Annotated in this window: 22 protein-coding genes and 1 riboswitch; of the genes, 6 read left to right on the plus strand and 16 right to left on the minus strand. The window is 44.7% G+C overall.

What is annotated here, in order from left to right; genetic code table 11:
- The 6 genes from cobA to tdh all read right to left on the minus strand — a co-directional run.
- Window positions 1-515, minus strand: a 515-nt coding sequence (gene cobA / locus OCV99_RS12020) for a uroporphyrinogen-III C-methyltransferase (protein ID WP_158370901.1), incomplete at its 3' end; no start/stop codon positions are given.
- Window positions 512-1,411 carry a hydroxymethylbilane synthase gene (gene hemC, locus OCV99_RS12025; RefSeq protein ID WP_158370825.1) on the minus strand — a complete coding sequence of 300 codons (900 nt, stop codon included), beginning with the start codon at window positions 1,409-1,411 and terminating at the stop codon, window positions 512-514. The genes hemC and cobA, both read right to left, overlap by 4 nt.
- A gap of 51 nt (window positions 1,412-1,462) precedes the next feature.
- The gene (locus tag OCV99_RS12030; RefSeq protein WP_158370827.1) at window positions 1,463-2,233 is read right to left on the minus strand and encodes a sirohydrochlorin cobaltochelatase; all 771 of its coding nucleotides are present in this window, start codon (window positions 2,231-2,233) and stop codon (window positions 1,463-1,465) included.
- A 104-nt stretch (window positions 2,234-2,337) separates the two neighbouring features.
- On the minus strand, window positions 2,338-4,548 hold the full coding sequence (locus OCV99_RS12035; RefSeq protein ID WP_227192874.1) for an S-layer homology domain-containing protein: 2,211 nt from the start codon (window positions 4,546-4,548) through the stop codon (window positions 2,338-2,340).
- A gap of 132 nt (window positions 4,549-4,680) precedes the next feature.
- Window positions 4,681-5,880, minus strand: coding sequence for a glycine C-acetyltransferase (locus OCV99_RS12040; RefSeq protein WP_158370829.1), 1,200 nt, complete (start codon window positions 5,878-5,880; stop codon window positions 4,681-4,683).
- Between the two features lie 25 nt (window positions 5,881-5,905).
- Window positions 5,906-6,970, minus strand: a complete 1,065-nt coding sequence (tdh, locus tag OCV99_RS12045) for an L-threonine 3-dehydrogenase (RefSeq protein WP_158370831.1) — start codon at window positions 6,968-6,970, stop codon at window positions 5,906-5,908.
- A gap of 295 nt (window positions 6,971-7,265) precedes the next feature.
- Here tdh and sstT point away from each other — a divergent pair, with 295 nt between their 5' ends.
- A complete protein-coding gene (gene sstT, locus OCV99_RS12050; RefSeq protein ID WP_158370904.1) occupies window positions 7,266-8,507 on the plus strand; it encodes a serine/threonine transporter SstT in 1,242 nt (413 codons plus the stop codon).
- Window positions 8,508-8,550: 43 nt separating this feature from the next.
- Here sstT and OCV99_RS12055 read toward each other — a convergent pair whose 3' ends face one another.
- The 7 genes from OCV99_RS12055 to OCV99_RS12085 all read right to left on the minus strand — a co-directional run bounded on the left by OCV99_RS12055 (window position 8,551) and on the right by OCV99_RS12085 (window position 17,633).
- Window positions 8,551-9,942, minus strand: coding sequence for a glycine--tRNA ligase (locus OCV99_RS12055; RefSeq protein ID WP_158370833.1), 1,392 nt, complete (start codon window positions 9,940-9,942; stop codon window positions 8,551-8,553).
- 104 nt (window positions 9,943-10,046) lie between these two features.
- Window positions 10,047-10,796, minus strand: coding sequence for a DNA repair protein RecO (gene recO, locus OCV99_RS12060; protein ID WP_158370835.1), 750 nt, complete (start codon window positions 10,794-10,796; stop codon window positions 10,047-10,049).
- On the minus strand, window positions 10,744-10,935 hold the full coding sequence (locus OCV99_RS12065) for a hypothetical protein (RefSeq protein ID WP_158370837.1): 192 nt from the start codon (window positions 10,933-10,935) through the stop codon (window positions 10,744-10,746). Before OCV99_RS12065 ends, recO begins: the two co-directional genes overlap by 53 nt.
- A 52-nt stretch (window positions 10,936-10,987) precedes the next feature.
- Complete coding sequence (gene era / locus OCV99_RS12070; RefSeq protein ID WP_158370839.1) at window positions 10,988-11,884, minus strand: GTPase Era; 897 nt, start codon at window positions 11,882-11,884, stop codon at window positions 10,988-10,990.
- A gap of 14 nt (window positions 11,885-11,898) precedes the next feature.
- Entirely contained in the window at window positions 11,899-14,826 is a 2,928-nt protein-coding gene (locus OCV99_RS12075; protein ID WP_158370840.1) for an insulinase family protein, read from the minus strand.
- 117 nt (window positions 14,827-14,943) lie between these two features.
- A complete protein-coding gene (locus tag OCV99_RS12080) occupies window positions 14,944-16,512 on the minus strand; it encodes a Na+/H+ antiporter NhaC family protein (RefSeq protein WP_416810593.1) in 1,569 nt (522 codons plus the stop codon).
- 152 nt (window positions 16,513-16,664) lie between these two features.
- Window positions 16,665-16,834, minus strand: a riboswitch (Lysine riboswitch).
- Between the two features lie 40 nt (window positions 16,835-16,874).
- Window positions 16,875-17,633, minus strand: coding sequence for an SseB family protein (locus OCV99_RS12085; protein ID WP_158370844.1), 759 nt, complete (start codon window positions 17,631-17,633; stop codon window positions 16,875-16,877).
- Between the two features lie 151 nt (window positions 17,634-17,784).
- On the opposite strand from OCV99_RS12085, the gene OCV99_RS12090 reads away from it, so the two are divergent.
- From OCV99_RS12090 to folK, 5 genes are read left to right on the plus strand one after another with little or no spacing between them, the layout of a single operon-like run.
- Window positions 17,785-19,092 carry a bifunctional folylpolyglutamate synthase/dihydrofolate synthase gene (locus tag OCV99_RS12090; protein ID WP_158370846.1) on the plus strand — a complete coding sequence of 436 codons (1,308 nt, stop codon included), beginning with the start codon at window positions 17,785-17,787 and terminating at the stop codon, window positions 19,090-19,092.
- 14 nt (window positions 19,093-19,106) lie between these two features.
- Window positions 19,107-19,664: a GTP cyclohydrolase I FolE gene (gene folE, locus OCV99_RS12095; RefSeq protein ID WP_158370848.1), complete on the plus strand. Its 558-nt coding sequence runs from the start codon at window positions 19,107-19,109 to the stop codon at window positions 19,662-19,664.
- Between the two features lie 4 nt (window positions 19,665-19,668).
- A complete protein-coding gene (locus tag OCV99_RS12100; protein ID WP_158370849.1) occupies window positions 19,669-20,160 on the plus strand; it encodes an HD domain-containing protein in 492 nt (163 codons plus the stop codon).
- On the plus strand, window positions 20,157-20,975 hold the full coding sequence (gene folP / locus OCV99_RS12105; protein ID WP_158370851.1) for a dihydropteroate synthase: 819 nt from the start codon (window positions 20,157-20,159) through the stop codon (window positions 20,973-20,975). Before OCV99_RS12100 ends, folP begins: the two co-directional genes overlap by 4 nt.
- A 10-nt stretch (window positions 20,976-20,985) precedes the next feature.
- The gene (folK, locus tag OCV99_RS12110) at window positions 20,986-21,804 is read left to right on the plus strand and encodes a 2-amino-4-hydroxy-6-hydroxymethyldihydropteridine diphosphokinase (RefSeq protein ID WP_158370853.1); all 819 of its coding nucleotides are present in this window, start codon (window positions 20,986-20,988) and stop codon (window positions 21,802-21,804) included.
- A 255-nt stretch (window positions 21,805-22,059) separates the two neighbouring features.
- Here the strand turns inward: folK and OCV99_RS12115 are convergent, their stop codons facing one another.
- The 3 genes from OCV99_RS12115 to OCV99_RS18055 form a co-directional block, all read right to left on the minus strand.
- A complete protein-coding gene (locus tag OCV99_RS12115) occupies window positions 22,060-22,683 on the minus strand; it encodes a VanZ family protein (RefSeq protein WP_262575556.1) in 624 nt (207 codons plus the stop codon).
- A 129-nt stretch (window positions 22,684-22,812) separates the two neighbouring features.
- Window positions 22,813-23,190: a Uma2 family endonuclease gene (locus OCV99_RS18050; protein ID WP_317248387.1), complete on the minus strand. Its 378-nt coding sequence runs from the start codon at window positions 23,188-23,190 to the stop codon at window positions 22,813-22,815.
- Window positions 23,145-23,585 carry a helix-turn-helix domain-containing protein gene (locus OCV99_RS18055; RefSeq protein WP_317248389.1) on the minus strand — a complete coding sequence of 147 codons (441 nt, stop codon included), beginning with the start codon at window positions 23,583-23,585 and terminating at the stop codon, window positions 23,145-23,147. Before OCV99_RS18055 ends, OCV99_RS18050 begins: the two co-directional genes overlap by 46 nt.
- Between the last annotated feature and the right edge of the window lie 88 nt (window positions 23,586-23,673).

Below are 23,673 nucleotides of genomic sequence, written 5' to 3' on the forward strand. Positions count from 1 at the left end.
AGAAATACCAACGTACCTCCCGCGCGTACCAGCGCCTTGAAATCTATCTGCCTGCATCCATTTTCTCTCGGATGTGCCGTCACTACATGGAAAGAAGAGACAAAATCTCTGTGAGTAACAGGGATTCCCGCATAGGCAGGAACCGCCGACGCAGACGTGATACCCGGAACCACCTCAAAAGGAATTCCTTCTTCGGCAAGAAGTTCCAATTCTTCACCTCCTCTTCCAAAAATAAAAGGGTCGCCTCCCTTCAGGCGCACCACCTTTTTCCCTTGTTTTGCTTCCCGGAAAAGTATTTTGTTAATCTCCGTCTGCGAAACCGGATGATTTCCCGCTCGCTTTCCTGCATAAATCATCTGTTTACCCGGTGGAATCCGGCTTAAAATTTCCATACTGACTAAAGCATCATATACAATAACATCCGCTTCTTCCAGCAGCATTTTTGCCTTCAAGGTCAAAAGGCCTTCGTCTCCCGGCCCCGCTCCCACAAGCCACACTTTCCCTGTTTTACTCATTTTTTGTCTGCCTCCTGTGCCTGTTTCTTCATGGATGCTGCCAGTCGCTCACCCAGGCCTTCCGCTTCTTCCTGATTTCCACAGATATTATCTGTAAAATAAGTCTCTGTCTCTTCTCTATAATATAACCCTGTCAGAAGGAGTTCGTTTCCACTCCCTCTGGCATAAGCTGCCACCGGAGAAGTACAGCCTCCATCCAGAGCCTGTACAAACTGCCGCTCTGCTGCCGCCGCATATCTGCTGGCGGGATCATCCACTCCTTCCAGGAAAGCGTACGATTCTCCCTTACGCCCCTGTACTGCCAGAATTCCCTGTCCCGCTGCCGGGAGCATCTCTTCCACAGAAAAATACCTTCCCGCCACCGACTCCATTCCCAGTCTTCTAAGCCCCGCCGCCGCAAGGATTGTCCCGTCGTATCCTTCCGTTGAAAGCTTCTCAAGCCTTGTCTGCACATTACCGCGGATACTTCTGCATACTGCACGGGGATACATTTTCTGTATTTGAATTCCTCTTCTCCGGCTGGAAGTACCGATTACCGCCTCCTCCGGCAGCGAAGAAACGCCCGGTCTGTAAATCAGCACATCTCTTGGATCCTCCCGTTCTGAAAATGCAAGAATCGGAAGCTCTTCTGAGATTTCCATCGGCATATCCTTCAGACTATGTACGGAAATATCAATTTCCCCATTCAAAAGTGCCTGATCCAGCTCTTTTACAAATAAGCCTTTCCCGCCAATCTGCTCCAGGCTGCGTCCCAGGATCCTGTCTCCGGTAGTCTTCATAGTAATAATCTCTGTCTTAACTTCCGGGTGAAACCGTTCTATTTTCTGCCGGATAAATTCTGCCTGCGCTACGGCAAGCTTACTCTCCCGGCTTCCTATCCGAATCACAGATTGCATCACGTCTTTTTCCTTTCCCTGTCATTATTGTAAAACCTTGCTCTCAACAGACTACATCGCTGCCCGTAAATGTTCCAGAAACAGATGCCGTATTCCTTTCATCTCGCCAAGTCCTTTTTCCATAACCTCTATTTCATAACCTGCTTCCTCAAGCTTTGTCTTCCAGGACTCTCTTTCTCCCGCCATTGTCTTTCTGACATGGCTGCCCGCCGTAACCATCAAAGGCATGATTGTTACTTTTTTATATTCTGCGACTCTAAGCTTCGTCATAACAGCTTCCAAATCAGGGAATCCCTCTGCCGTTCCAACCAACACCTGCGGATACCCCAGCAGATGAAAGGTATATTCCAGCGCCGGATATGCGGAATTGGCGTGATGTCCCGTCCCGTGTCCCATCAACACAAGTGCCTCATCCTCAGCAATTCTTACATTTTCCATAATCGTATGAACCACTTTTTTGTAATCCTCTGCATTACTTAGAAGCGGAGCGCTCACAGATACTTTTTCAAATCTGTCTTCATATTCTGTCAGGATTTTTCTCATATTGTCGTATTCCATCCCGTTAATTACATGTGAAGACTGAACTGCCAAAATCTTTACACCGTCCAAAGTCATGCGCTCCAGCGCCTCTTTCACATCAAGAACCGGTATCTGGTTCTTTTTCAACTTTTTAACAATCCGCTGACTGGTAAATGCACGGTAAATCTGATATTCCGGGAAATGTTCTTCTATATCCCGCTCCAGTGCCGCTATTGTTTTCTCCAATGCATCCATATGGCTGGTTCCGGGACCCGCAAGTAAAATTCCTTTCTTTTTTCCCATATCCGTCCTTCCTTTTATTTATACAGGGAAGAGGCTGCACCATCTGTTATTTTCCGGTGAAGAACTCTTCCCTGTTATTTTGCAGTCACGAATATTCTACTGCGTTATTTTGCTACATTTTCTATAAATCTCATAATAATAGTCGCACATTCTGCACGTGTTGCATTCCCCAATGGATCGAGTACGGTTCCGTTATCTTTACCGGAAATAATTTTATTTCCTACCGCCCATTCCATCGCTTCCTTCGCATACGCTGTCACACTTGCCGCATCACTAAAATTGCTGATATCCGCCGGAGCTTCCGATTCATACTTTTTATATTGCGCGTAACGGTACATCATCACCGCCATCTGCTCGCGGTTAATATTGTCAGACGGTCCAAATCTGCCGGAATCACTATAGCCGGTAACTACCCCCGTATCAGCGGCCCAAAGAACTGAAGATGTAAACCATGCTCCATACGGGACATCCGGGAATATGGCCTTATACATCACTTCGGGCGTATCATTCATTCTATAGAGAATCGTCGTAAAATGTGCGCGCGCCAACGGATCATTCGTTCCAAAACAGGTATCATTAAGCCCTGTCATCAAACCATTCGTATAATTATAATACACCGCATCATAATACCATTCTGTTTCCACAACATCTTCAAACGGCAGTTTTACCGGTTCCGGGTCGGGTGTCGGCTCTGGATCCGGCGTTGGTGTCGGGTCAGGCGTTGGATCTGGGTCGGGTGTCGGCTCTGGATCCGGGTCGGGTGTCGGATCCGGATCGGGATCGGGATCTGGCTCTGATACCTTCTCCAGCTCCTTAATTGCCTTCTGTAAGGCTTCTGTCTGTTCATCAACTACAGCCTGGTTTTCCTCATCCGGAACATTTTCCAACAGTTCTTTTGCTTTCGTAAGCTCATCCGCAACCTTCTTCCAGGACTCTTGGGTATATTCCGCCTCTGCAAGCTCTTCCGCTGCGTCCACTGCATTTTTAAGCCCACTCACATCTGCAGGTATCGGTTCTGGATCCGGTACTAAATCCGGGTCAAAATTCTCATCATGGTAAGTATCAGGGATCTCACTGTCCCAAGGAGACGGTAAAGTTGTATCCGGTAAAATTTTTTCAAATACCGCATAAGTCTGCGGATCGTACTGACGCAGCTCTTCTCTGGTATTTACCGGGCTGCGCACACCGTCCTGCCAGTTCGGCGCTTCATCCATTACATTAAACCAAATGGTACACATCGTGGCAAAGAATTCATCTGCATTAGAAATAGCATAAGTATTCGGCCAAAGATTATTCTCTACCGCATGATTATACGCTGCAAGGAACTCATTACTTAAGGTCTTGTCTTCCAGAAGATCCATTCCCACAGACTTTACACAGTGTCCGAATTCATGGATCAGTATATTTTCATTGGTATACATAGTATTCAGATACCAATCGCTTGTATTATTCCTGGTACGGATAATATTCTGTTCTGCAATGGAAGATACGCAGTTATTGTAGGGACTTCCGCCATATCCTTCCACATCGTACATTTCCTTATTAAACCAATAGCGGTGTTCCGGTATCAGATATACATTCTGGTGCGGGCTGTACACCGCCAGAGAACAGTTATATGCCTTCATGTTCGCCGCAATACCATTCTCTGTCTTTCCCAGCATAATATCAATCTGCTCCGCAGCCTTTTCAAGGGAAGAATAGGCAACACTGCCATCAGCTTTCACCACAATGCCGGTCTCTGACACAACAGACTGTGTATAAAAGCTCATATATGGGATATTCGTATAGACTGCATCCTGGGCGCTTTTTCCGTTTTGGTCCTTAATCGTTGCCCCTGACACTTCCAGCGTCAGCCCTTTAGAAATATCAATCGTTCCACTAAAATAAATGCTTGACATGTGCAGATTTTCGTCCAGCCTTGCCATGCTTTGGGCGTCTGTCGCAGCAATTTCCTGATTCTCTTTGTCAAAATAGAGGGTATTTGTAAGTTCCCCGTAATACTCGTAATACTCATTTTTTCTTTCCAGAGTAATTTTTGTATCACCATTTTTTAAAACGAAATTATCCACATCTATCGCTTCATTTTCGTCCACATATCTGTCCCAGTAGATTTCCAAAAAGTTTCCTTCTGTCAAGACGCGGATTTTTACAATGCGCGGTCCGTCATAATCTTCCGCAGCATTCACATTACCGTCCTCATCCACGGCAAATGTCGGAGTACTTTCTGCCGCCTCCACGGACTGTGCCGGCAGGAAACTTCCTGCCAACAGGCTGGTTACCAGAACCACTGCCCATAACTTCATTAATTTTCTCACTTGCGTTCCTCCTTTACGTAATTTCGATTTCAATATGCATAAATTATACCACGCACACTACTGCACCACAACAAAAAGATTGCGCTATGCAGCCGGATTATCTCTGCATAGCGCAATCACTTATCCCGTATTTTATTCAGCTTTCATTTCTTCTCTTACTTCCTTGAAACACTGCACAATAAAATCTATATCTTCCTTCGTATGGCTTGCACATACCTGCGTACGGATTCTTGCTTTTCCCTTCGGCACTACCGGATAGGAGAAAGCTACCACATACACACCTTTGTCCATCATACGCTTTGCAAATTCTGCCGCTGTCTTTTCATCATACAGCATAACCGGCACACAGGGATGAGTTCCCGGAATAATGTCAAACCCATTATCTACCAGCTTTTTGCGATAATAAGCAGTCACTTCTTCCAAATGATCGCGCAACTTTGTGCTCTCATCCAGCATATCAAACAGCTCGATGCTTGCGCCTGCAATTGCCGGTGCAAGGGAATTGGAAAACAGGTACGGACGGCTTCTCTGGCGAAGAAGATCAATAATCTCCTTACGTCCTGATGTATAGCCGCCGGATGCTCCGCCCAGCGCTTTGCCTAAGGTTCCCGTGATAATGTCAACTCGTCCCTGAACACCACAATACTCCGGAGTACCCCTGCCTGTCTTTCCTACAAATCCCACTGCATGGCTGTCATCTACCATTACCAGTGCATGATACTTATCTGCCAGGTCGCACACTCCCTTTAGGTTGCAGATGATTCCATCCATAGAGAACACCCCATCTGTCGCAATCAGCTTGATTCTCGCGCCTGCTTCATCTGCCGCCTTAAGCTGTGCCTCAAGGTCTTCCATATTATTATTCTTATAACGGAACCTTTTTGCTTTACACAGACGAACGCCGTCGATAATAGAAGCGTGATTTAATTCATCACTGATGACCGCATCATCCGCCGTAAGAAGTGTCTCAAACAATCCTCCGTTAGCATCAAAACAGGAAGAGTAAAGGATGGTATCATCCGTTCCCAAAAAATCAGAAATCTTCTTCTCTAATTTCTTGTGAATGTCCTGTGTTCCGCAGATAAAACGAACAGAGGCAACGCCATACCCTTTCTCATCATAGGTACGCTTCGCAGCTTCAATCAGCCGGGGATTGTCTCCCAACCCAAGATAGTTATTGGCACACATACAGAGAAGCTCTCTTCCGTCCTCCATCTTTACTCTTGCTCCCTGTGGGGACACAAAAGGCGCTTCACCTTTAAAAAGGCCCGCATCTTTAATATCCTCTACTTCCTTTGCATAAATATTTAAAATATCATCTTTTCTTTCCATCGGTATCAACCTTCCTTCTTCTCTCTTAATCGTTCACATGTGCCCAGTCCAGGATTACTTTTCCTGACATACCGGAAATCATTGCCTCGAAACCTTTTTCATAGTCTTTGATGTCGAAGTGATGTGTGATAATCGGCGAAATATCCAGTCCTGCCTGGAGCATGGTTGACATCTTATACCAGGTATCCCACACCTTTCTTCCATAAATACCGCGGAGATTCAATCCGTTGAAAATAACCGTCTCCAAATCTACCTTCGCATCCGCTCTCTGCAGTCCAAGCAACGCGATATTTCCCCCGTGCTTCATATTGTGAATCATATCGTGAAGACCTGCCTGAGAACCGGACATCTCGAGCCCTACGTCAAACCCTTCCGTCATCCCAATCGCTTTCATAACTTCCGGAAGCGTCTCTTCTTTCAGATTAACCGTTCTGGTAGCGCCAAGCTTTTCTGCCAGCTCCAGACGGTATGGGTTCAAATCCGTTACCACAACATGTCTTGCCCCTGAGAATTTGGCAATTGCAGCCGCCATACATCCAATTGGCCCGGCTCCCGCGATCAATACGTCTTCCCCAAGCATATCATAAGAAAGAGCCGTATGGGTAGCATTTCCAAACGGATCAAAAATTGCGTACATCTCCTCCGGGATATTCGGATTACACGGCCACACATTCGAAGATGGAATGACCAGATATTCTGCAAATGCACCACTTCTGTTCACGCCGACTCCTTTTGCATCCTTGCAGTTCTCTTTATGGCCTTCCAGACAGTTCCTGCATTTTCCACAGGTAATATGTCCTTCGCCGGACACCAGGTCGCCCGGCTTAAATCCCTGTACGCCGGGACCTACCTCTGCAACCTCTCCCACATATTCATGTCCGGCCGTAAGCCCTATCGGAATCGTATGCTGCGCCCAGTCATTCCACTGATAGATGTGTACATCCGTCCCACAGATTGCCGTCTTATGAATCTTAATCTTCACATCATTCGGCCCCACTTCCGGAACCGGGACTCTCTTCATCCACAGCCCTTCTTCCGGTTTCTCTTTCACAAGCGCCCACATCATACCATCATTTTTCATTTCTCCCATTGGTCTTTTCCTCCCAAATCACCGCCATCTTCCCCTGATGGCTATTTTTTATCCTTACTTCTGTTCCAAACGCCTCCTTACACGTTCGTCACTGTATAAATAGTATAGCATTCTTAAGAACCCCATACAATCTATTTTTTACTTTATGCAGTGATTTTTTACAAAAAAATTCCTATTTTTCATTTTTTATATGGCATTATTTACAAAGATATGCGATAATACCATTATCGGGGAAAACAAAATGAGAAAGAGAGGAGAGCAGATATATCCCGTAAATATATCTGCAAAAATTGGTATGAAAAACGTAATGAAAAAATGGAACAGCATCAGTCTCGTGCTGAGAATTATCTGTGGTCTCATCATAGGTATTATTCTCGGGCTAGTGATTCCAAAGGTAACCGTAATAGCGCTCTTGGGGGATTTGTTTGTTGGTGCTTTGAAAGCGATTGCGCCGCTTCTGGTATTCTTCCTTGTTATGAGTTCTCTGGCACATATGGGGCAGGGTCAGAAGACAAATATGGGATTTATCGTCATGCTCTATATGCTGGGCAATGTCATGTCGGCGCTTGTATCCGTTATTGCATGTAAGCTCTTTCCGGTTACACTGACACTTGCCGAAGCTGCAGGCGAAGATATGGCTCCGCCCAGCGGTGTTGGCGAAGTTTTGAAAAATCTGTTAATGAATGTGGTATCTAACCCGGTCGGATCTATCGTAGATGCAAACTACATAGGTATCCTTGCATGGGCGTGTATCTTTGGTGTTGCTCTGAAATGCGCATCCGATTCTACCAAGCTGCTGCTTGATGATTTTTCTTCTGCAATTTCCACAGCAGTAAAATGGGTCATCAGCTTTGCTCCCTTCGGTATCATGGGGCTTATTTTTAATGTTATTTCCACATCCGGACTCAGCGCTCTGCTGTCTTATGGACGGCTGATTCTTGTGTTAGTCGGAAGTATGGCTTTCGTTGCGCTGGTTATGAACCCGATTATCGTATTCCTGTGCATTAGAAAGAATCCCTATCCACTCGTATTTAAATGTCTGACGAAGAGTTTTATTACTGCATTTTTCACACGAAGCTCTGCTGCTAACATTCCGGTAAACATGGAGCTCTGTAAAGAACTGGGATTGGATGAAGAACAGTATTCCATCTCCATCCCGCTTGGCGCCACCATTAATATGGCCGGAGCCGCCATCACAATTTCTGTAATGGCATTATCCGCTGCTAATACACTGGATATCAGTGTAGACTTCGGAACGGCTCTTATCCTCTGTGTGCTCTCCGCACTCAGTGCAGCCGGAGCTTCCGGTGTGGCAGGCGGTTCTTTGCTGCTGATTCCTATGGCATGCAGCCTGTTCGGAATTCCGTCCGAAGTTGCCATGCAGGTAGTTGGCGTTGGTTTCATTATTGGTGTTATCCAGGATTCCTGTGAAACAGGGCTGAACTCTTCTACAGATGTACTCTTTACGGCAGCAGCCGAATTCAGAGACAGAAGATTACATCCTGAATACTACGCAGCGAAGAAAAAAGCTGAATAGAAAAAAGGGCGCCAACGGCGTCCTTTTTCATACTTTTATTCTCTTACCACTCAAATTTCTTCTCAAAGTAAGCGGCAAGATCTTCAATTTTTACTCTTTCCTGTTCCATGGTGTCTCTGTCACGTACCGTAACTGCTCCGTCTTCCTCAGATTCAAAATCATAGGTTACACAGAATGGTGTTCCAATCTCATCCTGGCGGCGGTAGCGCTTACCGATATTTCCACGGTCATCATACTCACAGTTATATTTCTTAGAAAGCTGTGCATATACTTTCTCTGCTCCCTCGTTCAGCTTCTTAGAAAGCGGAAGCACACCAATCTTAACCGGAGCAAGCGCCGGATGGAAATGAAGAACCGTCCGCACATCCCCGCCTTCCAGTTCTTCTTCATCATATGCACTGCACAGGAATGCAAGCACCATACGATCTGCGCCCAGAGAAGGTTCAATAACATATGGAACATACTTTATCTTCTTTTCATCATCAAAATAGGACATGTCCTGCTTGGATACGTTCTGATGCTGTGTCAGGTCATAATCCGTTCTGTCTGCAATGCCCCACAGTTCACCCCAGCCAAAGGGGAACAAGAATTCTACATCTGTCGTCGCTTTACTGTAGAAAGAAAGCTCTTCTTTGTCATGATCCCGATAACGGACTTCTTCATCCTTAAGTCCCAGCGAAAACAGCCAGTCAAGGCAGAATTTCTTCCAATAAGCAAACCATTCAAGGTCTGTATCCGGCTCACAGAAGAACTCCAGCTCCATCTGCTCAAACTCTCTGGTACGGAATGTAAAGTTACCAGGTGTAATTTCATTACGGAAGGACTTACCAATCTGACAGATACCAAATGGAAGTTTCTTTCTGGAAGTGCGCTGCACATTCTTAAAGTTTACAAAAATTCCCTGCGCCGTTTCCGGTCTTAAATAAACCGTATTCTTAGCATCCTCTGTAACTCCCTGGAAAGTTTTAAACATCAGATTGAATTCACGGATTTCGGTAAAATTGTGCTTGCCGCAGGTAGGACATGGAATCTCATGCTCCGCAATAAAAGCTTCCATCTGTTCATGGCTCCATCCGTCAATGCTCTCTCCTATATCAATTCCATGCTCTTTTGCATAATCTTCAATCAGCTTGTCAGCACGGAAACGCTCATGGCATTCCTTACAATCCATCAAAGGATCACTGAATCCTCCCAGATGCCCGCTCGCTACCCATGTCTGGGGATTCATAAGAATCGCACAATCCACGCCCACATTATACGGGGATTCCTGCACAAACTTCTGCCACCACGCCTTCTTCACATTGTTCTTAAGCTCTACACCAAGATTCCCATAATCCCATGTATTCGCAAGACCGCCGTAAATCTCAGAGCCTGGATATACGAATCCTCTTGACTTCGCCAACGCTACAATCTTATCCATTGTTTTTTCTACCATCTTCCTCATCCTTCCCTTCTATTAGAAACAATAATTGTAAATATTATACAGTTATCCCGTATACTTTGCAAGCCTAAAAAATGACCTTTCTCTCTCGTCCCACACTATGGCAGACCCACCAATTGTTCCAGGATTTCCAACGATTTGAACTTCTTATCTACACACGCATCCATATAGTTTCCAACCACTATCCCAAGCTCTCTTAAAACGGTTTCCGATACTGTAAATGTGTATAGTTTTTCCACCGGTGTACTCACAATATACTGCAATGTATGTAACGTGGATGGGTAAAGCCGCACCCCATCGGAAATACCCTGACCACATCTTTCGCACACCAAGCCTCTTCTTCTTACGCTAAAAACAGCCGGCTGGTCATTCTTTCCGCATACCACGCACTGGAACACCTGCGGTGCTTCTCCATTGATACTAATTGTCTTCAATTCAAAAATATAACGAATCAGCCGGTTCGGAATGGATGGTTTCAAAAGTGCCCGGAACGTCTGATATAACAATTTCAGAAGCTCTGTCTCGTCATTTCCTTCTTTTGCATAATAATTTGCAATGTCCAAAAAATAAAAACCATAATAGGCTCCTTCTATATCTTCCCTGAGTTCTGCAAAATAATTGGAAATAGAGGCCGACACCATCGTATAAGATGTCCGCCCCTCATAAACGGTAAATTCTCCAAAAGAAAAGGGATTTACCATACCTGCCAGGGGACTATTTGGCCTCCTTGCCCCTCGCGCAAATACGGCTGCCTTCCCTCTTTCTTTTGTCAGAATCACCACTCTTTTATCATATTCACCCACAGGAGTGGCTGAAAGCACCATCCCCGTAACCGTCACCTGATTCAATGCACTTTCCTCTGCCTTCTATATCCTTCTGCCCATCTGCGGCATAGTAAGGGATTTCTCCCACATTTTCTGCCCTGTACAGCAAATAATCATCGACTCTCCCGGACGCCATGAATTGCACCCAATATTTTTCTTTCATAGAATCACCTCATCCTCTGTTTGGGATTAGCTTCTCCTATGAAGGGTTCTTTTTATTCATCTTCCCGGTATCCAAAATTTTTCATCAAAAATTCACTGTCCCGCCAGTCCTTCTTCACCTTCACCCAAAGCTTCAGATTCACCTTGCAATCCAGCATTTTCTCAATTTCATAGCGGGCCGTGCTGCCGATTTTCTTCAACATATTTCCTTGTTTTCCAATAATAATCCCCTTGTGGGATTCTCGTTCACAGATAATCGTAGCATCAATATGCATCACTTTGTTCTGCATTTTCATCCGGTCAATTGCAACCGCAATCCCATGTGGGATTTCTTCGTTCAGGCTGTGGAGCGCCTTTTCCCGGATCAGCTCTGCCACAATCTGCCGCTCCGGCTGATCGGTAACCGTGTCCTCATCATAAAACTGCGGGCCATAGGGCAGATATTTCAGAATCACCTTCACAAGTTCCTCTGTATTGTCCCCGTTTCTTGCCGACACCGGAACAATTTCTGCAAACTCATACAGATCCTTATACGCTGCAATTGCCGGAAGCACTTCTTCCCTCTTCACCATATCCACTTTATTGATGACCAGAATCACCGGCGTCTTTATCTTCCTGAGCTGCTCAGCAATATGCCTTTCTCCCGCTCCGATAAATGTAGTCGGCTCCACGAGCCACAGTACCACATCCACCTCGTCCAGAGTGCGCTCCGCCACATGAACCATATATTCTCCCAGCTTGTTTTTCGCTTTGTGTATTCCCGGCGTATCCACAAATACAATCTGCCCGTCCTCTGTTGTCAGGACCGTCTGTATGCGGTTTCTCGTTGTCTGCGGTTTATTGGAGGTAATGGCAATCTTCTGCCCGATGAGATAATTCATCAGTGTAGACTTTCCTACATTCGGACGTCCGATTAAAGTTACAAACCCTGATTTAAAGTCTTTCTTCATACGTTCCCTTTCACTTAAAAACTTGTCACATTCTCAAACATATCACTGTTCTCTTCTATTTTATCTTCACTTCCAATTACACAGATCTGCTCTGCTTTCATCATAGCTTCTACCACCTGTGCAAGCTCCCGGATATCCTCCTGGGTCGCATCCAGTACCTGATTTCTCTCCTCCCTGATCATCTTGGCGCTGACATGGTTCATATACAGATTCATGGAACGGTCACCCTTTGCCGCAGGCGTCATGGGCTGATCCAGATTACTCATGGTTCCGATAATGTATTTATTCATATCGTAATCACTGACTGTAAAATTCCGCAGATACTCTGCCACACCCTCGTAGATTTCCATGGTACGTTTCAGATTCGGATCACGGTAAGACACAAAAAATCCTTCTCCAATACGGTTAAAGTTGCTCATACATCCATAAGCTCCGCCCTTCACACGAATATTCTGCCACAGGTATTCGTATCCCATAATAACCTTGAGAATCTGCAGCGCCCCGGTATAAGATGCGCCGTTGTCGATGAAGTTGCCTACTCTCGCCACATACTGCACTTTTGACGCCGTCTTGAAGCCTTCATTCTTCTTCTCACAGTGAATGACACATGGTGTCTGATTCAAAGCCAGATCTTCCATAAATAATCCGCTCTTCAGGTCAGCAACCTGCGCCTCCAGGCCTTCCAGCCCGGCGCGCTCCGCCGTGTAACTCATCATCATATTATCCGCCCGGAACAACATTTTCACAAGCTTCTCAAGATTGCTGATTAACTTTTCTTTTTCATTGTCAAAATCCTTTTCAATCGCCGCTACCTTCTGATAAAACTCAATACCACTCGTCATATCCTTGAGTTTGGCAGACGGAGACGCATAAGACATCGCGCGGAGAGCCGCCGTCGTATGTCCGGAAGACTGGAAACGCATCAGAAGACGCGAACTGGTCATTGCAAGGATTTCTTTTAAACGCTTTTCATCGGATAATTTTGACTTCGTAAGGATCTCCTTCATCATGGCAAATGCAACCGGAAGTTTGTCATACAGCGCTTTTGCTTTGATTTCAAAAGTTGCTTTAAATTCCTTCTCCCGGACGTTCGTCACATTCGGATACAGCTCCAGAGACGTCCCAATACCACCGGTATGCACATTTATCTCATTAAACAATTCGCCATATTCATAATTTTCCGTATCTATAATTCCAAGCACAGCCTGTAAAATTCCAACATAGGGAAGCATCTCTTCCGGCACCCCGGATAAATCAAACAATAAATCTATATAACCGATTCCATTCGTACCAATTTCATGGAAGACGGTGGGAATACCCGCAATCTCCATTTCTTCGTTGTATATCGGAGCAATCTCTCTGGAAATATCTTCTCTCCTGAGCACCGGAATTGTCGCCAGCTCTTCTTCTGTTGATGGTTCCGACTGATAAGCTTCTAACTCATGGGTACGTCTCACAAGTTCTTCGACCTCCTCCTCAGAAAGCCCTGCTTTATACGCCTGAAGCTTCTCGCTAAGCTCTTTATCCATGCGGGCAGTTCTGCCCCGCTCCGGTTTTACCACTACGATTGCTCCATGTGTATTGTCAAGTAAATATCTGCGGATTAGCTCTTCAAAATATCCGGTATCCATCTGGCTTCTTAAGAATGCAAAAGTATCCAGCGCTTCTATATTGATAAACGGCTTTTCGTCGTCATACAGCCAGCTATCCAGAATCTGAAGGCCATACATCAGTCCTTTGGGATAACGTCCATAATCCGCCTCCCGATACTGGAATTCCTGATAATTAATCCCCGCCTCCAGCGCTTTACGATTCAGTCCATTCTCCGCTATGTCTCTCAGCACATTCTCAATAACCCGGACAAATTCCTCCTTCTGCCCGGCATTGGCATTTTTAGCAATAACGGAGAATATAGGCTGATAGATTCCATTATCATAGGAACCCAGAATATCCTTACCAATCCCCGCGTCCACCAATGCCTTCTTAAGCGGCGCTCCCGGCGCTGAGAGCAGCGCATAATCAAGAATTTCGAACGCCATATAAAGCTCTTTATCCAGACTGGTTCCAATTACCTTGCTGTAAGACAAGTACGTATTATCTTCCTCTGCTTCATCACTGGCAATCGAATAAGGTATCTCCACCTCTTTTATTTCGGAAAATGGTTCCTGAAACCGAATCTCTGAATCTATTTTTTCTGTGTCAAATTGACTTAAATACTCCCGGTCAAGCCAGAGAAGCTTCTCTTCCATATCCATATCGCCGTACAGATAAATATAACTGTTGGACGGATGATAATACTTTTTATGAAAAGCAAGAAACTGCTCATAGGTAAGCTGCGGAATCACTTCCGGATCTCCGCCGGATTCATTTGCATAAGAAGTATCCGGAAAAAGTGTATTCAGAACTACCCGGTCAAGTACGCCTTCCGGCGAGGAAAATGCACCTTTCATCTCATTGTACACAACTCCGTTATACGAAAGCTCCGCATCTTTATCTTCCAGACTATAACTCCATCCTTCCTGCCGGAAAATCTCGTCATATTTGTAAATATTCGGATAAAACACAGCATCCATATATACATGCATCAGATTTTGGAAATCCTTATCATTGCAGCTTGCCACCGGGTACACGGTCTTATCCGGGTAAGTCATAGCATTTAAAAATGTGTTCAAAGATCCTTTTACCAACTCCACAAAAGGATCTTTCACCGGGAAATTCTTAGATCCGCACAGGACGGAATGTTCCAGAATATGGGGAAGCCCCGTACTGTCCTCCGGCGGTGTCCGAAAGCCAATAGAAAACACTTTGTTATCGTCATCATTTTCCATCAGTACAATCCTGGCTCCGCTCTTTTTATGCTTTAATAAATATCCTTTGCTTTTCAGGTCTTTTAAATCCTTTTCCTGAACCAATTCATATTGATTTAAATCCTTTACACTCATATAAATTCTCTCCATTTTATTTTCTAGTCATTATTCTAACCATATCAGGTCAATCATAACACTTTTTGGAAAAATAAAAAAGAGGGACAAACCCTCTTTCCTATTTCAGATATAAATTTATTTTGCTGCCTGCTCTTCTTTCTTCTTAATTACATACAATACCAAAAGCATCAAAATAATTCCAATCGGAAGCGCAACAACCGGAGTCTGCACAAAGCCTGATATGATGTATGTAACAAAAGAAACTGCCGCAACTGTAATCGCATAAGGAAGCTGTGTAGACACATGGTTCACATGGTTACACTGTGCTCCTGCCGACGCCATAATCGTAGTATCAGAAATCGGTGAACAGTGGTCGCCGCACACGGCGCCTGCCATACATGCTGAGATGGACATAATCATCATGTTTTCATTCGTCCCGGCAAATACAGCAACTACAATCGGTATCAGGATACCGAAAGTTCCCCAGGATGTACCTGTCGCAAACGCCAGGAAACAGCCTACCAGGAAAATAATAGCCGGAAGCAAATTCACCAGTCCGCCCGCTGCATTTTCCATAACTCCCGCTACAAACTCTGCCGCTCCAAGGCTGTCTGTCATCGCTTTCAACGTCCATGCCAGAGTCAGAATCAGGATGGCCGGAACCATCGCCTTGAAACCGTCCGGGATGCAGGACATGCATTCGTTAAATTTCAGCACTCTTCTTGCCACATAGAAAATAATCGTAATCACAAAGGCAAAGAAACTTCCAAGCACCAATCCTACAGAAGCATCACTCTGGGAAAATGCCGTTACAAAACTTTCACCGGAAAAGAATCCGCCTGTGTAGATCATTCCAATGACACACGCAATAATCAAAACAATAATCGGGAACACCAGATCAATAACTTTCCCTTTGCCTTCTATAACATCTTCCTCTGCATTCGCATAAGGTCTGTCAGATGTTGTATACAAATCACCTTTTTCTGCGTTGTCCTCGTGCAGCTTCATCGGACCATAATCTACGTTCATCACAACCAGCCCAATCATCATTACGATTGTAAGCAAAGCATAGAAGTTGTACGGAATCGCACGGACAAAAATAGAAAGCCCGTCTTCTCCTTCTACAAACCCCGTAACCGCAGCAGCCCAGGAAGAAATCGGCGCAATAATGCAGACCGGAGCCGCTGTAGCATCAATCAGATAAGATAACTTCGCACGGGATACCTTGTGCTTATCTGTTACCGGACGCATAACGCTTCCCACCGTCAGACAGTTAAAGTAATCATCGATAAAAATTAATACACCCAGCGCAATCGTCGCAAGCTGTGCTCCTGCGCGCGTCTTAATATGTTCGCTGGCCCAACGCCCAAACGCTGCCGAACCGCCCGCCTTGTTCATCAGGCATACCATGATACCCAGAATAACCAGAAATACCAGAATACCTACATTGTAGCTGTCAGACAATACACTGATAATTCCTCCCTGAAATACATGAGTAATCGTCGTCTCAAACGTAAATCCTGAATAAAAGAGTCCCCCCATCAAGATTCCAATAAACAGGGAACTATATACCTCCTTTGTAATCAACGCCAGAACAATCGCAACAATCGGAGGCACCAGCGCCCAGAAAGACGCATACATAGACGGCACATACTCTTCTGCTTCTTCTGCCGCAAATGCAATCACCGGACAACACATTACCATTAATGCAATCGTCGAAACTGCCCATACTAACTTGTGTTTTACTTTTTTCATCATAAGCCCTCTCTTTTCCTTTATACGTAAAATGCCATGAACAACGCTTACAAGTAAAACGCGCTCATGGCATAATGTCTTTCATTCCGGTATCAATCGCAGCCTGTGATAGCGCTCCACTATTGTGACAGTACACAGCATATTCTGCTGTATCCCAGGAAACGTATCCGGACCAGACTCACTTCCTTCGGCAGTCTCCCCTTTCTCTTTGCAGCAGTTGTCCGGCTGTAGCCGCAAAAATACTGATGAAGCCCGCACCTCTATCAAGCTTATTCATATTATATATGTTGTAACATCTCCGACTTAAAATGTCAAGCTTTCTTTCTCTCTATCTTAAGCTGCAGGTTCACACCAAAAGGATTCACCGTTACCCCTGCGGCTCCCGGCATCATAATATCCGGTATCTTTCCCGCCTCCACTGCAGCCGTCTTCATCTTGCCGCCATGAAACTGCTGGAACTTCTGAAACTCCAGGAAATCTGTAAATAAAGGCTGGAATGCCTGTCCATCTTTCTGCTTAAGCAGCATCATTTCCTTTCCTTCACCCTCCTCCTGGTATGCCACAATATAACGCCCTTCTTTATAATGCGTCATCATCTCTTCCTGCATCTCTTTCATCTCTTCCGTTACCTGCGGATTCGCCTGACGTCGGAACTCCTGCATAAAATAAAGAGCTGTCAAATGAAACTCTGGATTCTCAATCCTTACCTTCCCTTCCGGAAGCATATCGTCACTTGGACGGATAATCAACTCCGTCAGCTGAATAGCAATTTCATCCGGCGTTCCTTTTCCAACCTTAATGCAGTTCACACCTGTTGGAAACAGGCTGTTATAGAATGCCAGGAACTGCTTCTTATCTACCTGTGCAATCTGCACCGGGATATTTTCTGCACGAAGCTCCTCTGCTGTCTTCTTCGCATCTTCTTCTGTATAATACACCAAAACCTCATCATCGTACGTCTCAGAATCACATACCACGTACGGCATCCTGGTACAATTAGACATAATCACATACACTGCTTCTGAATTACGGAGCTTCTCCATAGTAGCTTTCTTTCTTTCCTTATCCATTTCACATCTTACCTTTCTTGTTACTTTCCTCTCTATTATAACGCAAGAATCTCTTTCCGTACACAAAAAAATAAATACTAATTCTCTTGTAGTTCATTTGTTTTAGTGTTATGATAGCGACAGGAAAAAACACAGAAAGGAAATAAGAAACGTGACCTATAAAGAAGCAAGGGTATATTTGGACAAGGTGTCGAAATACGGAAGTGTACTTGGTTTGGATACGGTCCGGGAACTGCTGCATGAACTGGGAGACCCGCAGAAGGGGCTGAAATTCATACATATTGCCGGAACCAATGGAAAGGGCTCTGTACTCGCATACACTTCTACCATATTGAGTGAAGCAGGCTACCGGACCGGACGATATGTATCACCGACAGTAGTTTCCTATCTGGAACGCATTCAGGTAGACGGAAAATGGATATCTGAATCTGCATTTGCAAGATTAACAAAAAAAGTTCAGGAAGCTATCGCACGCATGGAAAACACCGGAAAGGGAAGCCCTACCGTATTTGAAGCCGAAACTGCAATAGCTTTTTTGTATTTTAAAGAACAGGGCTGTGATTTTGTCGTATTGGAATGCGGGCTTGGCGGCGCTTTGGACGCCACGAATATTATCGAAAATACAATCTGTGCAGTATTTACATCTATCAGCTGCGATCACTTGGGCGTTATCGGAAACACATTGGAAGAGATCGCAGAAAACAAGGCAGGCATCATGAAACCCGGCTGTATTGTCATTTCCGCCCCTCAGCTTCCACAGGTTATGAAAATCCTTGCCGATTCTGCAAAAGACTGCGGATGCCCCTTTCATCCTGCGGATAAAAGTCTTGCCTATATCCTGGAAGAAAACTATGAAGGACAGACTTTTCTTTATAAAAACTATGTTCCTTTCCACTGTTCTCTTGCCGGGAAACACCAGCTTGATAACGCAATCACGACATTGGAGATTCTTGGCGCCCTGCAGACATTGGGATATCCTGTTTCTTCGGACTCCATAAACAAAGGTTTCCAGAAAACCATATGGCCGGGACGGTTCACCTGCCTCTGCCATACTCCCCTCTTTTTTATTGACGGCGCTCACAACGAAGCTGCCGCCATTTGTCTCCGCGAAACCCTGGAGTCTTATTTTCCCGGAAGGCGCCTCATTTACATCATGGGCGTTTTTAAAGATAAAGAATACGAGAAAATTGCTGCCGTCATGGCTCCTTTGGCAAAGTCAATCCATACCCTTACACTTCCCGACCGGAAGCGTTCACTTCCGGCAGAAATGCTGGCTGAAGTAATGCAAAAATACTGTCCGCCGGATATCTCCATCCAATCTGAACCGGATGAAAAAACGGCCGTGGAAAGCACTCTGTCAGAAGCGAAAGAAGATGACATTATTCTTGCTTTTGGCTCCCTGTCTTATCTGGGAGAGATTATGAAGACAGTGCACCATATTACAATAAATACAAAATAGAAAAGGATAGAATCATGATAGATCAGGAAAAAATCAAACAGGCTGTGCGCCTCCTTCTGGAAGGTATGGGAGAAGACGTGAATCGGGAGGGGCTTATAGAGACCCCTGACAGAATTGCAAGAATGTATACAGAACTCTACAATGGCATGGATCAGGATGCTGCCGTCCACTTAAGTAAAACCTTCCGCACAGACAACAGCGAAATGGTTCTGGAAAAAGATATTACTTTTTACTCCACCTGCGAGCACCATATGCTCCCCTTCTATGGCAAGGCGCACATTGCCTACATTCCTAACGGCAGGGTCGTAGGTTTAAGCAAGCTTGCCCGGACCGTAGAAGTATTTGCCAGGAGGCTGCAGCTTCAAGAACAGCTGACAGACCAGATTGCCGATGCATTGATGACCCATATGCAGCCCAAGGGCGTTATGGTTATGCTGGAAGCAGAGCATATGTGTATGACCATGCGAGGCATTAAAAAACCGGGAAGCCAGACCGTAACACTGGCAAAACGAGGCGAATTCGAATGTGATCCGGCACTGGAAGAACGCTTTTTCCAAATGCTGCGGAGGTAACAGCATGGAACAGTTATTTTTTATACAAAACCATCCTCTCTATACCGCTTCTTATGCAAAACTCGCCGCTCTTGAAAAAGGACGGCTCTTTTGCTGCCACCAGATGGACCACCTGCTTGCTGTGGCAAGGATTGCCTATATCCGAAATCTGGAGCGGAATCTGGGTCTAAAAAAGGAGAGTATTTATGCTGCTGCTCTTCTTCACGATATTGGAAAATATGCCCAATATGAAGAAGGGATCCCTCACGAAATCAAAAGTGCTGAGATTGCCGGAATTATTCTTTCCGACATGCCGGAAAGGATCCGATTCACTCCTGCAGAACAGCAGGAAATTCTTACTGCAATCCGCGGGCACAGAAAACTTAGGGAAAACGCTATCCTGCTGGAAAATCTGCTATATGAAAGCGACAAAGCCTCCCGCACTTGCTTTGCCTGTCCTGCCGAGCCGGAATGTAACTGGAGTACAACAAAAAAGAATATGGAGATAACAATATGATTATTGGAAATAAAAATTTTGACACTGCAAACCACACCTATATTATGGGAATTCTGAATGTAACCCCGGATTCCTTCTCCGATGGCGGAAAATTCCAAAATCTGGATGCCGCACTAAAACATGCCGGAGAAATGGTCTCTGATGGCGCCGATATTCTGGACGTAGGAGGCGAATCCACAAGACCGGGGCACTCACAGATTACAGACCAGGAAGAAATAGAACGGGTAGTTCCCGTCATCGAAAGACTAAAACAGGAATTCGACGTTCCTGTCTCTGTTGATACCTACAAAAGCGCCGTAGCAGAAGCTGCGCTAACAGCCGGAGCCGACTTAGTCAACGACATCTGGGGGCTGAAATATGATGAACAGATGGCTGCTCTAATCGCCAGGCACCAGGCTGCCTGCTGCCTGATGCATAACAGAAAGGAAGCCATTTACCAGCAGTTTCTGCCGGATTTCCTGAATGATATGGAAGAATGCATACGACTTGCCAAAGCTGCCGGAATCTCCGATGACAAGATTATTCTGGATCCTGGTGTAGGATTTGGCAAAAATTACGAAATGAACCTTGAAATCATCCGCAAAATTGATTGCATGCACCGGCTGGGATACCCGGTCTTACTGGGAACCTCACGAAAATCCGTCATTGGCCTAACTCTGGACCTTCCTGCCGACCAAAGAGAAGAAGGAACTCTTGTCACCACCGTTTATGGAATAACCAAGGGATGCTCTTTCGTCAGAGTACATGACGTACGCGCTAACCGCCGCGCTATCCAGATGACAGAAGCAATATTGCGGGAACATTCTGTGAATTAAGGAGAATATCATGGATAAAATTAAGATTAAAAACCTGGAAGTTTTCGCTAAACATGGCGTTTTCCCGGAAGAAAATACCCTAGGACAAAAATTTCTTGTTTCGGCAATCCTTTACACCGATACCCGCGAAGCGGGACTGACCGATGACCTGACAGCTTCCATTCATTATGGGGAAACCTGCCAATTTATCCAACACTTCCTTCAAGAACATACTTATCAATTAATTGAACGTGCAGCAGAAGCTCTTGCAGAGACATTGCTTCTAAATACCCCGAGGCTAGAACGGATTTGCCTGGAAATCAAAAAACCATGGGCGCCAATCGGCATGTCCCTGGAGACCGTCTCCATAGAAATCGAACGCTGCTGGCACACAGCTTACATTGCACTAGGTTCTAACATGGGTGACAAAGAAGGATATCTAAACCAGGCCGTTCATGCTCTGGGCGAAACCCCGGGCTGCAAAGTAACAAAACTCTCTTCCTTCCTTGTGACAGAGCCTTATGGAGTCACCGATCAAGACCAATTCCTGAATGGCTGCCTGGAACTGCGCACACTGTTGACTCCGGAAGAACTTTTAAACAGAGTGCATCAGATTGAACAGAATGCCGGGCGAGAGAGAATTCTCCGCTGGGGACCGCGAACCCTGGATCTGGATATTATATTTTATGACGATCTTCTCCTGAATACAGAAAACTTATGTATCCCGCATGTCGAGATGCATAAAAGAGAATTTGTATTAAAACCACTATGTGAAATCGCACCATATAAAAGACATCCCGGAAACCAAAAAACCGTATACGAAATGCTGGAAGAACTGAAAATATCCTGACAATCAATAAAATATCGGGTAATTCACAAGACAAGATGTCTGTCTTATTGTATACGGATAAGACAGACGATCTCATTCCCTCTCTTTAGATAAGAACTGTACCGATTGATACACAAGCTGCGAATGAAGCTTAAGAAATTCTGATAAACCGCTCCCCCTTTTATCGTGTCAACATAATAGCACATATGTAAACATAATTCAATAGACTGTCTCTTGAAAAAAGGCTTCATTTTGTTGCCTCTTACCGCCCGATCATCAGTGAACAAACCATCGCCAATTATAGAGGAAAAATCTTCCTAGGACAGCACATACCATGTACATCATAACTTCCCAGGGTCTCAGTGAAAAATCCACTACTTTCTTTTTCTTAAATATTTTCATAAAACCGAGCCAGATACCATAGCCAACTATAGCGCCAAGCACATTCATAAGCAAATCATTAATATCACTACAGCGCCGATTGAAAAGCTGACCCAATTCAATCGCCAGAGAAAATAAGAATCCCGCTGCTGCCACTTTCCACAAAGACCGATATCCTTTCCAGATAAAAGGAAGCAAAAACCCCAGCGGCATAAACATAATCACATTCAATATATAAGTTATGGCTCCTTCTGCTGCAAAAGGAATCAAATTAATTTCTTCCGCACGAATTACCGGATCATAATACGTAACATCCCAGATACTTCCCATACCCGCCACTGACAACGCCATATAAAGATATAGTATAAATATGTACGTCCAAACCAAATGCTTCTTTGATACCTTCCTTTTAGGATTCACCCGGTTTTTTACAGCATAAAACTGATATATCATACATGGGATGAACACAGCCAAAAGCGAATAGAACTCCATGCACACGTCAATCCATATACCTTTCACAAATTTCCCCTCCTCTCTTTCCCCGCATCATAGCACAAAGAACAGAAGATTTTGCGAAAGCATTTCTTAAAGTTTCTTTAACTTCATATGCCAAAGCACCCTGCCAGATTATCCCCGTCTATTCATCTTTTATTGTTCGTACAAAAAACTCATATACTCATAAATCTGTGCAAAATCAACCATGCATTCCCCTCCAAAAATAAATACCGGTACTTTAGCATCAAATCCATAAATTAATGGATACTCATCGTGCTCAAAATCATAGACAATAATCTGTTTTCTATCCGGATCAACCACCCAGTATTCTCTCACTCCGGCGTTCATATACTTCTCCGTCTTAATGAACATATCTTTCTTTTTCGTAGATTTTGACAGAATCTCTACAATAAAATCCGGTGCCCCACAGATATATCGATTCCTAACCTTGCTCCTATCACAAACTACCAAAACATCCGGTTGTACTATAGTCGTATTATCGCAGTTAAGTTGAACATCCAGCGGAGACACAAAGGGAATGCAGGTTCCTCTCTTTTATTGATATAAGACTTTATCTGCTGCCAAATCTCCGCGGCAAGAATCTGATGCACGGAAGTCGGCGATGACATATCATAGACCACGCCATCAATCAATTCCACTCTCCGCTCGTCCGGCAGCGCATAATAGTCTTCTAATGTGTATTCTCCCTGTTTCTTTACTCTGTATGCTTTCACAGATTCCGAAACCATATTCACATTCTCCTGGAACACTGCTTCCAGTGCCTTAAGCGTATCATACCTTGGGGACTCCGTTAAACCGGCAAATATCTTCTGTACCGTTCCCAATGGTACTCCCGAAAGCTCTGCAATCTGCTCATTCGTATATCCCATCTCTTTCTTCTTCGCCCTCATCTCTGTTACAGTCATAGAAACCTCCCCACTAATAGTTTCCATAATTATATTTCTTTTATTTCCATTTGTCAACCGTTTTATTTCCATTTGGTTGCTTTACCAT

It is taken from the genome of Dorea acetigenes (assembly GCF_025567385.1).
Lineage (GTDB): Bacteria > Bacillota > Clostridia > Lachnospirales > Lachnospiraceae > Claveliimonas > Claveliimonas acetigenes.

Coding starts and splice junctions, on each gene's coding strand:
- hemC (WP_158370825.1), bottom strand. CDS start 1,411: ATGCAATCTGTGATTCGGATAGGAAGCCGGGAGAGTAAGCTTGCCGTA.
- OCV99_RS12030 (WP_158370827.1), bottom strand. CDS start 2,233: ATGGGAAAAAAGAAAGGAATTTTACTTGCGGGTCCCGGAACCAGCCAT.
- OCV99_RS12040 (WP_158370829.1), bottom strand. CDS start 5,880: ATGGAAAGAAAAGATGATATTTTAAATATTTATGCAAAGGAAGTAGAG.
- tdh (WP_158370831.1), bottom strand. CDS start 6,970: ATGGGAGAAATGAAAAATGATGGTATGATGTGGGCGCTTGTGAAAGAG.
- sstT (WP_158370904.1), top strand. CDS start 7,266: ATGAAAAACGTAATGAAAAAATGGAACAGCATCAGTCTCGTGCTGAGA.
- OCV99_RS12055 (WP_158370833.1), bottom strand. CDS start 9,942: ATGGTAGAAAAAACAATGGATAAGATTGTAGCGTTGGCGAAGTCAAGA.
- OCV99_RS12065 (WP_158370837.1), bottom strand. CDS start 10,935: ATGAAAGAAAAATATTGGGTGCAATTCATGGCGTCCGGGAGAGTCGAT.
- era (WP_158370839.1), bottom strand. CDS start 11,884: ATGAAGAAAGACTTTAAATCAGGGTTTGTAACTTTAATCGGACGTCCG.
- OCV99_RS12075 (WP_158370840.1), bottom strand. CDS start 14,826: ATGAGTGTAAAGGATTTAAATCAATATGAATTGGTTCAGGAAAAGGAT.
- OCV99_RS12080 (WP_416810593.1), bottom strand. CDS start 16,512: ATGGTAATGTGTTGTCCGGTGATTGCATTTGCGGCAGAAGAAGCAGAA.
- OCV99_RS12085 (WP_158370844.1), bottom strand. CDS start 17,633: ATGGATAAGGAAAGAAAGAAAGCTACTATGGAGAAGCTCCGTAATTCA.
- folE (WP_158370848.1), top strand. CDS start 19,107: ATGATAGATCAGGAAAAAATCAAACAGGCTGTGCGCCTCCTTCTGGAA.
- OCV99_RS12100 (WP_158370849.1), top strand. CDS start 19,669: ATGGAACAGTTATTTTTTATACAAAACCATCCTCTCTATACCGCTTCT.
- folP (WP_158370851.1), top strand. CDS start 20,157: ATGATTATTGGAAATAAAAATTTTGACACTGCAAACCACACCTATATT.
- folK (WP_158370853.1), top strand. CDS start 20,986: ATGGATAAAATTAAGATTAAAAACCTGGAAGTTTTCGCTAAACATGGC.
- OCV99_RS18055 (WP_317248389.1), bottom strand. CDS start 23,585: ATGACTGTAACAGAGATGAGGGCGAAGAAGAAAGAGATGGGATATACG.